The 14,308-nt window shown below is 30.5% G+C and carries 15 protein-coding genes and 1 riboswitch; all 15 genes read left to right on the forward strand.

Features of this window, described 5'->3' with window-relative positions; genetic code table 11:
- Nucleotides 1–9: 9 nt before the first annotated feature.
- The 15 genes from purN to HPRAE_RS10985 all read left to right on the forward strand — a co-directional run bounded on the left by purN (nt 10) and on the right by HPRAE_RS10985 (nt 14,229).
- A complete protein-coding gene (gene purN, locus HPRAE_RS00825) occupies nt 10–633 on the forward strand; it encodes a phosphoribosylglycinamide formyltransferase (protein ID WP_014552350.1) in 624 nt (207 codons plus the stop codon).
- Nucleotides 626–2,200, forward strand: a complete 1,575-nt coding sequence (gene purH, locus HPRAE_RS00830; RefSeq protein WP_014552351.1) for a bifunctional phosphoribosylaminoimidazolecarboxamide formyltransferase/IMP cyclohydrolase — start codon at nt 626–628, stop codon at nt 2,198–2,200. The genes purN and purH overlap by 8 nt, the downstream gene beginning before the upstream one ends.
- A gap of 128 nt (nt 2,201–2,328) precedes the next feature.
- Nucleotides 2,329–2,415, forward strand: a riboswitch (cyclic di-GMP riboswitch).
- Between the two features lie 168 nt (nt 2,416–2,583).
- Nucleotides 2,584–4,584, forward strand: a complete 2,001-nt coding sequence (locus tag HPRAE_RS00835; RefSeq protein ID WP_014552352.1) for a diguanylate cyclase — start codon at nt 2,584–2,586, stop codon at nt 4,582–4,584.
- Between the two features lie 22 nt (nt 4,585–4,606).
- Nucleotides 4,607–5,800, forward strand: coding sequence for an EAL and HDOD domain-containing protein (locus HPRAE_RS00840; RefSeq protein WP_014552353.1), 1,194 nt, complete (start codon nt 4,607–4,609; stop codon nt 5,798–5,800).
- A gap of 428 nt (nt 5,801–6,228) precedes the next feature.
- Entirely contained in the window at nt 6,229–6,912 is a 684-nt protein-coding gene (locus tag HPRAE_RS00845; protein WP_014552354.1) for a metal-dependent transcriptional regulator, read from the forward strand.
- A 5-nt stretch (nt 6,913–6,917) separates the two neighbouring features.
- Entirely contained in the window at nt 6,918–7,148 is a 231-nt protein-coding gene (locus HPRAE_RS00850; protein WP_014552355.1) for a FeoA family protein, read from the forward strand.
- The gene (feoB, locus tag HPRAE_RS00855) at nt 7,148–9,196 is read left to right on the forward strand and encodes a ferrous iron transport protein B (protein WP_014552356.1); all 2,049 of its coding nucleotides are present in this window, start codon (nt 7,148–7,150) and stop codon (nt 9,194–9,196) included. Before HPRAE_RS00850 ends, feoB begins: the two co-directional genes overlap by 1 nt.
- Nucleotides 9,197–9,279: 83 nt before the next feature.
- The gene (locus HPRAE_RS11150; protein ID WP_014552357.1) at nt 9,280–9,450 is read left to right on the forward strand and encodes a hypothetical protein; all 171 of its coding nucleotides are present in this window, start codon (nt 9,280–9,282) and stop codon (nt 9,448–9,450) included.
- 224 nt (nt 9,451–9,674) lie between these two features.
- A complete protein-coding gene (locus tag HPRAE_RS00860; RefSeq protein WP_014552358.1) occupies nt 9,675–10,097 on the forward strand; it encodes a hypothetical protein in 423 nt (140 codons plus the stop codon).
- A 56-nt stretch (nt 10,098–10,153) separates the two neighbouring features.
- The gene (locus HPRAE_RS00865) at nt 10,154–10,957 is read left to right on the forward strand and encodes a DUF4198 domain-containing protein (protein WP_014552359.1); all 804 of its coding nucleotides are present in this window, start codon (nt 10,154–10,156) and stop codon (nt 10,955–10,957) included.
- Between the two features lie 70 nt (nt 10,958–11,027).
- Entirely contained in the window at nt 11,028–12,869 is a 1,842-nt protein-coding gene (locus HPRAE_RS00870) for a nucleoside recognition domain-containing protein (protein ID WP_050755987.1), read from the forward strand.
- Nucleotides 12,870–12,907: 38 nt separating this feature from the next.
- Nucleotides 12,908–13,153, forward strand: a complete 246-nt coding sequence (locus HPRAE_RS00875) for a ferrous iron transport protein A (RefSeq protein ID WP_014552360.1) — start codon at nt 12,908–12,910, stop codon at nt 13,151–13,153.
- Between the two features lie 13 nt (nt 13,154–13,166).
- Complete coding sequence (locus HPRAE_RS00880; RefSeq protein ID WP_014552361.1) at nt 13,167–13,403, forward strand: FeoA family protein; 237 nt, start codon at nt 13,167–13,169, stop codon at nt 13,401–13,403.
- A complete protein-coding gene (locus tag HPRAE_RS00885; RefSeq protein ID WP_014552362.1) occupies nt 13,396–14,079 on the forward strand; it encodes a FeoB small GTPase domain-containing protein in 684 nt (227 codons plus the stop codon). The genes HPRAE_RS00880 and HPRAE_RS00885 overlap by 8 nt, the downstream gene beginning before the upstream one ends.
- The gene (locus tag HPRAE_RS10985; RefSeq protein ID WP_014552363.1) at nt 14,080–14,229 is read left to right on the forward strand and encodes a FeoB-associated Cys-rich membrane protein; all 150 of its coding nucleotides are present in this window, start codon (nt 14,080–14,082) and stop codon (nt 14,227–14,229) included.
- Nucleotides 14,230–14,308 lie beyond the last annotated feature (79 nt).

The raw sequence follows: 14,308 nt of genomic DNA on the forward strand, positions 1-14,308 counted from the left end.
GGTGTAAAAATGCTTAAAATAGCTGTTTTTGCCTCAGGTAGAGGCTCAAACTTTCAGGCAATAATTGATCAGATAAAAAGAGCTAAAATTCCAGCTGAAATTAAATTTTTACTTAGTGATCAAAAAAATGCTGGTGCTTTAAAAAAGGCAGAAAAAGAGGGGATAAACTCAACTTTTATTGATCCAGCTCAATTTGAGACTGAGCTTGCTTATGAAAAAAAATTAGTTAGTTTGTTAAAAGAAGCTCAGGTTGAACTTATTGTTTTAGCTGGATATATGAGAATCTTGTCTCCCTTTTTTGTTAAAAAATTTAAAAAGCAAATAATTAATATTCATCCTTCACTTTTACCTGCTTTTAAAGGTCTTGCTGCTCAAAAACAGGCTGTTGATTATGGAGTGAAATATAGTGGCTGTACTGTTCATTATGTTGATCAGGGGATGGATACTGGCCCAATAATTAAACAGGCAGTAGTAAAAGTTAAGCCAGAAGATAGTGCTGCTGATCTGGCAGCTAGAATTTTAAAAAAAGAACATCAGATTTATCCAGAAGTAATTAAATTAATTGCCGAATCTAAATTAAAAATTGAGGGTAGAAAAGTTAAAATTTTAAAGGAGGAACAGAGTCTTGGCTAAAATTAAAAGAGCATTAATTAGTGTTTACAACAAAGATGGAATTATAGAACTGGCAGCTGCTTTAAAAAAATTCGGAATAGAAATAATTTCAACTGGTGGTACAGCTAAACTCTTAAAAGAAAATAAAATTAAAGTTAAAGAAGTAGAAGAGCTAACTAAATTTCCAGAAATGATGGATGGCCGTGTTAAAACTTTAGACCCTGCTATCCATGCTGGTATTTTGGCAGTTAGAGATAATGAGCAGCATTTAAAAGAAATCACAGCTCAGAAGATAGAACCTATTGACCTTGTTGTCTGTAATCTCTATCCATTTGCTAAAACAATTGCTAAAGCAGATGTGACTTTGGCAGAGGCAGTAGAAAATATTGATATCGGTGGCCCAACAATGATTCGCTCAGCTGCTAAAAATAATAATGATGTAGGAGTTGTAGTTGACCCAGCTGATTATGATCAACTTTTAGCTCAACTGAAATTAGGAAATGGTGCTTTAACTAAGTCGCAAAAATTAAAATTAGCTTATAAAGCTTTTCAGCATACAGCAGAATATGATCAGAAAATACAAAAATATTTAAGAAAAATTGTATTTAAATCTAAAACAGAAAAAATGCCTGAAATGATTTCGGATCATTATGATAAAAAAGCTGATCTTCGTTATGGAGAAAACCCTCATCAAAAAGCAGCTTTCTACTTAGAAAAAGAACAGCATGAGGCTTCAATTTCTAATGCTGAGCAGCTGCATGGTAAAGGAATGTCTTTTAATAATATTAATGATACAGATGGTGCTTTAGAGTTAGTTAAAGAATTTGAAACTAAAGCAACAGCAGCAGTAATTAAACATGCAAATCCTTGTGGAATAGCAGCTGCTGACAATTTAAAAGAAGCTTTTATTAAGGCACATGCTGGTGATCCTCTTTCTGCTTTTGGTTCAATTGTGGCTGTTAATCAAAAAATTGATTTAGCAACAGCGGTAGAAATTGCAGACCAGGATAAATTTATTGAAGTTGTGATTGCACCTGACTATGAGCCTGAGGCTTTAAAGATTTTAAAAGAGCGCTCTAAAAAAATGCGTATTTTAAAGACTGGAGCACTTTATCGAAATCAAGCTCAACCAGGATATAGTATGAAAAAAGTAAGAGGTGGACTTTTAGTTCAAACTAGAGATTTGGCTCAAACAACTGCTGAAGACTTAGAAGTGGTAACTGAAAAAAAGCCGACTAAAGCTCAGATTAAAGATTTATTATTTTCTTGGAAAGTAGTAAAACATGTTAAATCAAATGCAATTGTAATGGCTAAAGATGAGATGGCTGTTGGGATTGGAGCAGGTCAAATGAGTCGAGTTGATTCGATGATTATTGCTGGTCGTAAAGCTGATGGGAGACAAAAAGATGGAGTTGCAGCTTCTGATGCTTTTTTTCCTTTTCCAGATGCTATAGAAAAAGCAGCAAAAATGGGTATTAAAGCAATAATTCAGCCAGGAGGTTCGATTAGAGATAAAGAAGTAATTGAAGCCTGTAATAAATTTCAGCTGGCAATGGTCTTTACTGGGAAAAGACATTTTAGACACTAGAAATAAGCTTAAAGGATAATCATTTTAATGATTATCCTTTATTTTTTTGTATAGAATTTAATTTTAACTAGCTAAATAAAGGTTTTTAAAGCTGAATATCGAAATTAGAAAGTAACAGTAAAATAATATTTTAATAAAAGCAAAACAATTGAAAAATTGTGACGCAAAGATCTGAATCTAAAGCTAAATTAGCAATGATTGTCAGATTCACCTCAGGATTAATAGCCAGTGCATTTTTTTCTGGCTATTTTTGCTATTTAACTATAGTATATTAAACAGATAGTTTTACTAATGATTCTTTTACCAATAGATTTGAAAATAACTTAAATTTTTAATTTTTGAACTAGGAACTTTAATATAAAAAAGTTTAAGGGAGGTTAGTTTTGAAAAAAATATTTGTAGTTGAAGATTCTAAATTAGATAAAAATAAAATCAAAGCAGTATTAAGTGAATTAAATTATGAACTCAGATATTTTAATAGAGCTAAAAAAGTACTCCAAGTTTTAAAAAATAGTTCTCAGTCTGAATTTCCTGATTTAATTTTGATTGATCTTATTTTAGCTGGTCAAATTTCTGGCTATCAATTGGGAGTAGAAATAAAAAACAATTATCAGCTGCCAATTATTTTTCTAACTGGTTTGGCTAAAATTGATCAAGCTAGTACTAACTCTGATTTATTTTTAACAAGGCCAATTAAGAAAAAAGATTTAAAAGAAAATATCCAGCTTTTATTAGAAAAAAAGAAATTTAATAATTCTAATTTAGATAAACTAAATAAAAAAATAGTTAATAAATTAGAAAAACAAATCTGGTATTATAAAGATCCTTATACTTATAAGCTTGTTAATGCAAGCTATGCTCAATTTTTAGGTAAAAACGAAGCAGATTTTTTTAATCAAAATATTTTTAATATTTTAGATTTAAAAAGAGCAGAAAAAATTATAGTAGAGAATATAGATATTTTTATGGAAAAAAAGCTAATTGAAAAAGAAAGGTGGATCAAAAATAGTCAGGGAGAATCTCGACTTTTGGCTATTAAAAAGTCTCCAGTTTTTGATCAAAAAGGAAATGTTCAAAGTATCTTTTGTCAAGCTGATGATATTACAGAAAAAAATATTTTAGAAAATGAATTGAGAAAAAATAGAGATAATTTACAAAGGATTATTGAAACAATACCTGATATGATTTTTTTGATTAATAAAAATGGCGATATTTTAGATTTTTGGACAGGAGATGACTCTAAGCTTTTTTATTCCAAAGATAAAATTATTCGAAAAAATTTAGAAAATATTTTAACAAAAGCAGAATATAAATTATTTCAAGAAAAAAGTAATCAATTATTTCAAAATGAAGGTACAGTTAGTTTTGAATATAGTTTAGTTATTAAGCAAGTTAAAAAATTCTTTGAGGCCAAGATGATTAATCTTAATAGTCAAAAAAATGATTCAAGAATAATAGTTAGTGTCAGAGATGTCTCAGCTAGAAAAAATACTAATCTTAAATTAAGAAATTTATCAAAAGAATATGAAATTATTTTATCTAATGTTGATAATGCTATTTTTTTACTAAGTGTAGAGGGGGAAGAATTTAGATATCAGCGCTTAAATTGTTTTCATGAAAAGACTACAGGTTTAAAAAGTAAAGAAGTAAAAGGGAAAACACCGCTAGAAGTATTTGATAAAAAAACTGCTTTAAATATTCTAAAAAAGTATAAAAAATGTGTAACTGAGAAAAAAATAATTAGCTATGAAGAAGAACTTGATTTACCAGCAGGTAAAAAAATATGGTTAACTAAATTAACACCTGTGATTATTAATGGTAAAGTAGAAAAAATTGTAGGTTCATCACTTGATATTACTGAAAATAAGAGAAAAGAAAAAGAAATAGAATATCTTTCTTTTCATGATAAAATGACTGGCTTATATAATAGAAGATATTTTGAAAATGAATTAAAAAGATTAGAAACCAGCCGTAAGTTACCAATTGCTATTTTAATTGCAGATTTAGATAATTTAAAATATATAAATGATCAATTTGGCCATTTAAAAGGTGATCAATATATAAAAATTGCTGCAGAAATAATTAAAAATTCGACCAGAGAGGCAGACATAGCTGCTAGAATTGGAGGAGATGAATTTGCCCTAATTTTACCAGAAACAACTCTCAAAGAAGCTGATTTAATTTATCAAAGAATAAAAAAGCAAGAAAAAAATTATTTAGAAACAAAGGATGCTATAAAAACATTTTCTATTTCTATTGGTTATGCAGTGAAAACTAGCCCAAAATTAAAATTGAAAGAAGTTTTTAAACTTGCTGACCAAAAAATGTATCAGGCTAAAGCTAAAAAAAAGAAAAATGGTTTAAATTATAGAGCAAATTATTAAATATTAGATTGGAGGTTTAAAAATGAGTAAATCAATGGTAGGTAGACAGCCAATTTTAGATAAAAATGAAAAATTATTTGCTTATGAATTATTATTTAGATCAGAGCAGGGCAATAAAATTATTGATGGAGAGCAGGCAACTTCTGAGGTGATAAGTAGTAGTTTAGAATCAATTGGACTTTTTAATTTAACTCAAAATAAGCCAGCTTTTATTAACTTTACTGCTCCGATGATTAAAAATAAAATACCAGAAATATTAGCAAAAGAATCTATTTTTATTGAAATTTTAGAAACGGTAGTTGTTGATTCAGACATAATTGAAAGTTGTCAAGAACTAAAAGCAGAGGGTTATAAAATAGTATTAGATGATTTTGAATTTAAAGAAGAATGGATAGAGTTAATAAAAATTGCTGATATAATAAAAATTGATTTTATTAATACAACTCCAGCCCAACGCAAAGAAATCTTGGCAGTCATTAGAAGCAAATATAATTCTCAAGTTAAATTTTTAGCAGAAAAAGTTGAAAATCATTCAGATTTAGAAGAAGCTAAAAAAGATAATTATGATTATTATCAAGGTTTTTATTTTACTAAACCAGATATAGTTTCAGGTAAAAAAGTAGAACCTTTTAGCTTAAGTTATAATAATATTATTAAAGAATTAAATAAAGAAAACCCTAATTTCAAAAAAATAGAAAAAATAATAAAACAAGATCTTTCCATGACTTATAGTCTTTTAAGATTAATAAATTCTGCTGCTTATGGTTATGATATTAATTCAATTCGTCAGGGAATAGTTTTATTAGGTATTGAGCGTTTGAAAAAATGGTGTCTTTTATATTCTTTTAAGAAATTAAATAATCAAAAACCTGATCTATTATTAAAAACTGCTTTGATTAGAGCTTATTTTGCTGATTCTTTGAAAAAATATTTTGAGATTAAAGAAGATTTATTTGTTTTAGGTTTATTTTCTTTGATTAATGCTTATCTTGATCGTGATTTTGAAGATATTTTAGCTCAAATATCTCTTAAAACTGAATTTAAAGAGGCTTTAATTTCTAGAAAAGGTAAATTTGGATCTATTTTAGATATTATAGAAATCTATGAAAAATCAAATTGGAAAGAATTAAAAAATTATTCTTTCGATACAGCTTGTGTTTTTGCAGATTATTTAGAGGCTATAGAAAAGGGAGAGAGATTTTTTGAATTAACGTAAAAAAACCGCCTCGGGAAAAGGCGGTTAAAACAAGGAGAAAAGTATCTATTACTTTTATCTATGCTTAAAGCTGTCCTCTGCAACAGCTCTTAAAAAGGGGATAACAAATTTCTATCTCTTTGCTACAATTAATATAATATCAGTGGATTATTAAAAAAACTTTAAACCAGCATTAGAATGAGATTAAAAAGAATAAAATTTATTAATTAAAATTTTTGCAAGTAGAGCCTAGAATCTTTATTTATCAGTAATGATTACTAATTACTGATATAACAGGGATTAAAGGCTTATTTTTTTGAAAATAATCTTGACAATTATAATAAAGTTATATATAATTTTAATTGAAGTTGAGAACCGTTTTCAATTTGAATAAATTTTTTTAGCATCTTGTTAGGTAGTCCTAAAACAAATGCACTTGGGGGAAAAAAATGAATATTAATTTAAGTTTATCAAAGTCAATGGAAGATTATTTGGAGACAATTTTAACTTTGATTGAAAATAAAGGGACAGCCAGAGTTACTGATATTGCTGCTTCACTTAATATAGCTGCCTCTTCTGTTAATGAAGGTATTCAAAAATTAAGTGAAAATGGTTTAGTAACTCAGCAAAAATATGGTCCAATAAAATTAACTAAAAAAGGTAAATTTGCAGCTGAAAAAGTTCACTGCACACATCAAATTTTAGCTATCTTTTTTAGTGAAATACTGGGAGTTGAGCCTGAGATAGCAGAAAAAGATGCTTGTAATTTGGAACATTGTTTAAGTAATCAAAGTTTAACTGCTATTATTGAAATGTTGATTGAAAAAAATAAATTGCAAGAAGAAAATTGCTCACTTAAATTTTTAAGGGAGAAGGAGGCAAAAGAAAAAATGACCAAAACAGAAGCGTTAATGTTAGATCAGATTAAGGTCGGAGCGAAAGTAAAAGTTCTTAAAATTAATTCTAAAGGGAAGTTAAAAAGAAAACTAATGGATATGGGTTTAAATAAAGGTGCTTTAATTGAAGTAAAAGGTAAGGCGCCAATGGGTGATCCAATTGAAGTTAAGGTCAGAGGATATAGCTTAAGTCTGCGTCAGGATGAAGCAGCCGAAATTATGGTGGAGGAGGTTTAAATTTGATGCCTTTAGCAATGTTAAGAGCAGGAGAAACAGCTTGTATTAAAGAAATTATTGGTGGGAGAACTGCCAAAGGTAAACTAAATGATTTAGGTTTTGTTAGTGGTAAATCAGTTAAAATTTATAGAAGTTCTGGTGGTCCTTTAATTGTGGGACTTGGAGATAATAGAGTGGCTTTGGGAAGAGGCATGGCACATAAAGTAATAGTAGATAACAAAGGGTGTGAAAATTAATGGCTTTAAATAAAAAAGAAAGACAAAATACAGAGCTTAAAGTTGCTTTAGCAGGTAATCCAAACTCTGGTAAGACAACAATGTTTAATGAGTTAACAGGTTCTAGACAGCATGTCGGAAACTGGCCTGGAGTAACAGTTGAAAAGAAAACCGGACGTGCTTTTTACCAAGATTATTCGCTGGAAGTAATTGATCTTCCGGGTACATATTCTCTAGGTGCTTATTCGGAAGATGAAGTTGTAGCACGAGATTTTTTAACAGCTGGTGATTATGATGTGGTCTTAAATATCATTAATTCAGCTAACTTAGACCGTAACTTATATTTCACAATTCAGCTTTTAGAAATGGGAGTTGACTTAATTGCTGTTTTAAATATGGCAGATGAGGCTGAGAAAAAAGGGATTAAAATTGATAAAAAGAAGCTAGGTCAAATGTTAGGGACTCCAGTTGTAGAAACAGTTGCCAGCAGAGGCCGCGGCATTAAAAGGCTTTTAGAGAAGACAATTGAGAATAGAAATTTAAGTGAAGCTTCACTTAAAATTGACTATGGAACTGAGGTTGAAGAACTGATTGCAGAAGTTATAGAATTATTAAAAGAAAATGATTTCTCACAGCAGCTAAATCAGCGTTGGGCAGCAGTTAAATTAATTGAGCATGATCCAGAAGCAGTTAAATTATTGGAAAGAGAAATAGGTGCTTCTAAAGCAAAAAAAATAAAAAGCTTAATTGCAGAAAGAGAACTTAAAGCAGAAGATGATTTTGATAATATTATAATTAATAAAAAATATGAATTTATCAATAAAATTATAGAAGAAAGTGTAACAAGACCTGAAGTGGATCAAGAACCAGAAAATACTTCTGATAAAATTGATGCAGTAGTGACTAATAAATATTTAGGAATTCCAATTTTTATGGCAGTTATGTGGGCCATCTTTAAATTCACCTTTACTTTAGGTGATCCATTGATTGGTTATATTGAATCTTTCTTTGAGCTGGCAGGAAGCTGGATTGGAGATTTACTCTTAGAAGCTGGAGTTGCGCCGTTACTATCTTCTTTTGTAACTGATGGAATAATTGGTGGTGTTGGTTCTGTTTTAGTTTTCATTCCTAATATATTTTTATTATTTTTAGCAATAGGTATTTTAGAAGATAGTGGTTATATGTCCAGAGCAGCTTATGTAATGGATAAGGTGATGAGTAAATTAGGTTTACATGGAAAATCATTTATTCCAATGATTGTCGGTTTTGGTTGTAATGTACCTGGAGTAATGGCAACTAGGACTTTAGATAGTAAGAGAGATAGGATAATTTCAATTTTGATTAATCCTTTAATGTCCTGTTCGGCTAGATTACCTGTTTATGTAGTTTTTGCAGGAGCATTATTTGCTGATCATGCAAGTACAGTTGTTTTTTCTCTTTATATTTTAGGAATTGTAATGGCAGTTATTATGGCTGGTATTTTTAATAAAATCTTATTTAAAGGTGAGCGTTCTCACTTTGTAATGGAGCTTCCTCCTTATAGAATTCCAACTTTAAAAGGTGTCTTTATCCATATGTGGGAAAAAGTTGGTGCTTTTCTGAAAAAAGCTGGTACAATTATTTTCTCAGTTGTTGTTTTAATCTGGGTTTTAGCTAATTTACCATTAGGAGTAGAATATGCATCTGCTCAAAGTTTAATTGGACAGTTTGGTCAATTAGTAGCCCCTATCTTTGCTCCACTTGGCTTTGGCAGCTGGCAGGCAGCTTCTTCCCTTGTTTTTGGTATTTTAGCAAAAGAGGTTGTAGTTGGAACTCTAGGTGTTGTGTATGCAGCCGGTGAAGGTGGTTTAAGAGCTGCTCTTCAGGCTAATTATTCACCGCTAGCAGCCTATTCATTTTTAACTATGGTTTTAATTTATACTCCCTGTATAGCTACTTTAGGGGCTATTAAGTCGGAAACTCAAAGTTGGAAGTGGCCTATAATTACAGCTTCATATCTGTTTGTCTTAGCTTGGATAGTTTCTTTTCTAATCTACCAAGGTGGAATACTGCTCGGTTTTGGAATCTAGAATCTAGAAGCAGTTAATTTGATTGAATTTAAATTAGCTGCTTTTAAAACTGAATTTATGCTTTCGGCTGAAGGAGGTTAATGATGGAATATATATTTTTAGGAATTTTAGGTTTTGGTAGTCTTTATTATATTGGCAAAAAAGTTTATGGTGGGATTAAAGGGACAGATAGTCCTTGCGCAGGTTGTAGTGACAAGGGTTGTCCTATTGCAAGTGGTAAAGAATATGACTTTGATGAAATAGTTAAAGATTAATTAACTAACTATAAATACTGATATCAGCCATTAGCTTTAATTTATGGCTGATATCAGTAAAAATATAAAAAACCCTTGCAAAAACTTGAGTGATCTGATACTATATTATTCAAGTTAGGTTAACCTAAAAAAATTATTTTTTTGGCAGCCATTGAGAATGAGTATCAATCTCTTTTTTTAATCTCAATTTAGGCTTGCCTAAAAAAATTAGGAGGGAAATATTGATGAATAAGAAAAAATTATCTATTTTAATTACTTTAGTCTTTTTAATTGTTGTTTCACAGGCGGCTTTGGCACACACACCTATTTTATATGTAGAGGATTATCATGATGGCACAATTTATGTTCAGGGAGGCTTTTCTGATGGATCTTCAGCTTCTGGTACAGATATTATTTTAGTTACAGAGCAAGAATTTGCTGGTGATACTGAAGCTAGAGATCAGTATTTAGATAAAATTGGAGCTGAAAAACCTGCTGGTGAAGCAGAATTATTTGAAGAAAAATTAGTAATTTATAGAACTCAACTTGATGATTTTAGTGAAGCAGTAATCGAAAAACCGGCGGTAGATTATAAAGTTATTTTCGCTGCTGGCCCTGGTCACAATGTAATTGAAAAAGGACCTAAGTTAACAGATTCTGAACTTTAAATTTCAGCGGCAAAGATTAAAAAATAAAAATTAAAAAACAAAAGGAGAATGATCTAATGAATTTTGAAATTAATAAATTAAAAAGAAAATTAGTTTTAGTAGCTGTTGTAATGGTAATGGTTGTTTCTTCAACAATGATGGCTTCAGCGCACTTTCAATTAATAATGCCGACAGATGATGTTTTAAGCTCTCAGGATGAAAAAGAAATTGATCTTGATTTAATCTTTACTCATCCAGGCGAAGCTTCTCACACAATGGAAATGGGAGAACCAGTGCAGTTTGGAGTTTATCATAAAGGACGTAAAAAAGATCTTTTAGATAGTTTAGAAAAAACTACTTTTGATGGAGCAACTGCTTATGAAACTAGTTATCAAACTAGAGGTTTTGGTGACTTTGTTTTTTATCTGCAGCCAGCCCCTTATTGGGAAGAAATGGATGGTCTTTACATAAGTCAATATACTAAAGTAGTAGTAAATAGTATGGGTGCTCCCTCAGATTGGGATGCAGAACTTGGCTTAAAAGCTGAAATTGTACCTTTAACTAGACCTTATGGTCTTTGGGCTGGCAATGTATTCCAGGGAGTTGTCAAAAAAGATGGTCAACCAGTACCACATGCTGAAATAGAAGTTGAGCGTTTAAATGCTGAATCATATGCAGGAATTAATAATGCAGAATTTGAATTTCCAACTCCAGCTCATGCAACTCAGGTAATTAAAGCTGATGAAAATGGAGTCTTTACTTATGGCATTCCAAACTCAGGTTGGTGGGGTTTTGCAGCTTTAATGGAAGGTGAACAAATAAATGGAAAAGATCATGAAATTGGAGCAGTAATGTGGGTTAAAGCTCATGCTATAGACTAGGAAAAACAAAGACAGGTAGTTTAATTTAGCTGCCTGTCTCTTGTTTACTCTAACAGGGAGAGGTAATTTTATGCAAGAAGAATTTAAAAATATAGAAGATCTTTTAACTTTTGCTGCTGAAGAACAAAAAACTTTTAAAGCTAATAATTATTATGATTTAGAAAATCATTTTGCTCAGTCTTATTATACAGAAGCATCTAATTTAGCTGAGTCAGTTTTAAAAAAGCCAGAAGTTAAAAAAGAAAGTTTTACTAAAAAAGCTGATAGAATAGTTTTACATAGATTTTTTGGTCCACTGCTTGTTTTAGGAGTAATCTTTTTAATTTACCAATTAAGTATTGTTCAGGGCTATGAAATAACTAATTATACCTGGCCTTATTTATCTTCTTTAAAAGGTTTAATTGTTTCATTTTTACCTGGAGAAAATTTATTATTTGATCCTTTATTACGTTCTTTGGTAATTAGTGTTGTTGATGGTGTTTTAGCAATTTTAAATTATATTCCGATCTTTTTAATTTTATTTACTCTGATAGCTATTTTAGAAGATATCGGTTATATTCCCAGAGTAACTTTTATTATGGATCGAGTTGCACGGCGTTTTGGCTTACATGGTCAATCAGTTTTCCCTTTAGTTTTAAGTGGCTTATTTGTGGGCGGCTGTGCAGTGCCAGGAGTAATGGCTACAAGAGGGATTAAAGATGAGAAGGCAAGGTTGTCAACTATTTTAATTGCCCCCATAATGAATTGTTTGGCTAAAACTCCACTTTATATTTTGCTGATTTCAATGTTTTTTACTGATCATCAAGGAAAAGCAATGTTTTTTATTGCTACTGTAAATATTTTTATTGCTTTAGGTTTAAGTAAATTATTTTCACTAACAGTGCTTAAACACAAGCCTTCTTCACCTTTTGTGATGGAAATGCCTAGTTATCATTTGCCAACGATCAAGGGGGTTTTAAGACGCAGTTTTGAGAGGTTATGGCTTTTTCTCAAAAAAATAACTACAGTAGTAGCTGTAGTTATGGTAATTGTTTTCTTTTTAATTAATTATCCAGGTATTAATAGTCAACAAACAAATGAATATCAGGCTAAAATTGATCAGGCTCAGAGTAAATTTTATGAGGGAATTAAAGCTAATCCAGAATATTATCAAGCTTTAAATAGTGACCAAAAACTAAGAAACTTTATTAATTATACTGCTAATTTTAATAGTGATAAGTTAAATTCAGGTGGAGAAAAAGCTCTAGCTGAAGTGCAGGAAAAATATAAAGAAAAAAATACTTTATTTTATAAAATAGTTAATCGTGGGCGTTATCAGGTTGATGGTCAGTGGCAGCGAGATCGGAAGGCTGCTCAAGTTTTTAAACAATATAGATATTTTGATCGGACTCGAAAAACATTAAGGGCAGAGATCAATAATAAAAATCTAGAGGGCAGTGTTTTAGGAAGATTAGGTTATTATCTAGAGCCACTTACAACTTATGCTGGCTTTGATTGGAAAATAAATATGTCTTTAATCAGTTCTTTTGCAGCTAAAGAAAATAGTGTAGCAACTTTAGGGGCAATTTATAAAAGTCAAACCCCAAATGATAATTTAGCAAGTAGAATTTCAGATACTTCTGGCTGGACTGCACTCCATGCACTAGCGATGATGGTTTTTATGGCCTTATATCCACCTTGTATTCCAACAATGGTTGCAGTGAGGCAAGAAACTGGAAGCACCAAATGGATGCTGTTTGGACTTTTATATCCAATATTGATGGGTTTTATTGCTTCAGTTTTAATCTTTAGTGGAGGTAATTATTTTAATTTATCTGGTTTAGAGACAATGTTTGCCTTTTATTTATTAGCAATTATTTTCATGTTAATTATGGCTTTTATTAAACCAAAAGAAATATATAATGAAGCTTAAATTTGATAATTTAAAATAATAAATCGAGGTGAAAATAAATGAGAGAAAATATAATTCCTTTAGGCCTGCTGCCCTCAGGCCAAAAGGCTAAAATTGTTGATAATCAAAGCTATGGTCGAGGTTTGTTAAGAAGATTAGAAGATCTTGGTTTAAATATTGGGACTGAAATTGAAGTTATTGCTGCTGGTAATCCAGGCCCTTTTTTACTAGCTATTCAAAATCAACAGGTTGCTCTGGGTCAGAATTTGGCAGCTAAAATAATGGTTAAAAATAAAATTTATTAAAAGGAGCAAAAAAGTGGATAAAATAAGATTAAATAAATTAAAACCAGGTGCTAAAGGGAAAATTGTTAATATAGCTCTTAAAGGAGCTTCTGGGAGACGTTTGATGGATTTGGGTTTTATTCCAGGCAGTGATTTTACTGTAGTTAGAAATGCTCCTTTAGTTGATCCAGTTGAATTAGAAATTAGAGATAATAATGTCAGTATTAGACATGATGAAGCAAAGTTTATTGAGGTGATTGTCAGTGAGTGAAATAAATGTAGCAGTTGCAGGTCAGCCAAATTCAGGTAAGTCAACAATGTTTAATCTTTTAACAGGAGCCAGACAGTTTATAGCAAATTACCCTGGGGTGACAGTTGAAAAGAAAACTGGAGTTTTAAAAATTGATTCAGATAAATGTAATTTAATTGACTTGCCTGGTACTTATAGCTTAAGTTCTTATAGTTTAGAAGAAACAGTAGCCCGTGATTATTTACTTTCAGGTCAGGCAGATTTAATTTTAAATATTGTCGATGCTTCTAATTTTGAGAGAAGCCTGAATTTAACTTTACAGTTATTGGAGATTGGTTTGCCAATGGTTATAGTTTTAAATATGATGGATATAGTTGAAAAAAGAGAAATTAAAATTGAAGCAGAAAAACTAAGTGAAAAATTGAATTGTCCTGTTGTGAAAGCAGTTGCTAAAAAGGCCCAAGGTAAAGAAAAAATTAAAGAAATGATTAAAGAAGTTTATTATCACAAAGAAAAGTATCAACCTAATCTTAGTCAAATTATCAATTATAGTCCAGAAATGGAAACAAAGATAGAAAAAATAGCTCAATTTTTTGCTCAAAAAAATGAGTTTAAAAATTATTCTAGTCGCTGGTTAGCAATTAGAATTTTAGCTGGAGATAAACATGTAGAAAATTTAATTAAAGAGGTGGTTTAAATGGATAGAATAATTGCATTTGCAATTTTGGCAGCTAGCGTGTATTATATTGGCAGAAGGCTTTATCGCCAAGTATTTTTAGGTGAAGGCTGTTCAAGTTGTGACTGTGGTAGTGAAGATAGCTGCTGCAGTTCCAAAACTAAAAAGTAAGAGAGTATTATTTTTTTAGATGAGAATGAGAATCGTTTTCAATTAAATATAAATTTAGAATTGGTAAAGGAGGCAAAAA

The organism is Halanaerobium praevalens DSM 2228, from assembly GCF_000165465.1.
GTDB classification, from domain to species: Bacteria; Bacillota; Halanaerobiia; order Halanaerobiales; family Halanaerobiaceae; genus Halanaerobium; species Halanaerobium praevalens.

Coding starts and splice junctions, on each gene's coding strand:
- purN (WP_014552350.1), top strand. CDS start 10: ATGCTTAAAATAGCTGTTTTTGCCTCAGGTAGAGGCTCAAACTTTCAG.
- HPRAE_RS00840 (WP_014552353.1), top strand. CDS start 4,607: ATGAGTAAATCAATGGTAGGTAGACAGCCAATTTTAGATAAAAATGAA.
- HPRAE_RS00845 (WP_014552354.1), top strand. CDS start 6,229: ATGAATATTAATTTAAGTTTATCAAAGTCAATGGAAGATTATTTGGAG.
- HPRAE_RS00850 (WP_014552355.1), top strand. CDS start 6,918: ATGCCTTTAGCAATGTTAAGAGCAGGAGAAACAGCTTGTATTAAAGAA.
- feoB (WP_014552356.1), top strand. CDS start 7,148: ATGGCTTTAAATAAAAAAGAAAGACAAAATACAGAGCTTAAAGTTGCT.
- HPRAE_RS11150 (WP_014552357.1), top strand. CDS start 9,280: ATGGAATATATATTTTTAGGAATTTTAGGTTTTGGTAGTCTTTATTAT.
- HPRAE_RS00860 (WP_014552358.1), top strand. CDS start 9,675: ATGAATAAGAAAAAATTATCTATTTTAATTACTTTAGTCTTTTTAATT.
- HPRAE_RS00865 (WP_014552359.1), top strand. CDS start 10,154: ATGAATTTTGAAATTAATAAATTAAAAAGAAAATTAGTTTTAGTAGCT.
- HPRAE_RS00870 (WP_050755987.1), top strand. CDS start 11,028: ATGCAAGAAGAATTTAAAAATATAGAAGATCTTTTAACTTTTGCTGCT.
- HPRAE_RS00875 (WP_014552360.1), top strand. CDS start 12,908: ATGAGAGAAAATATAATTCCTTTAGGCCTGCTGCCCTCAGGCCAAAAG.
- HPRAE_RS10985 (WP_014552363.1), top strand. CDS start 14,080: ATGGATAGAATAATTGCATTTGCAATTTTGGCAGCTAGCGTGTATTAT.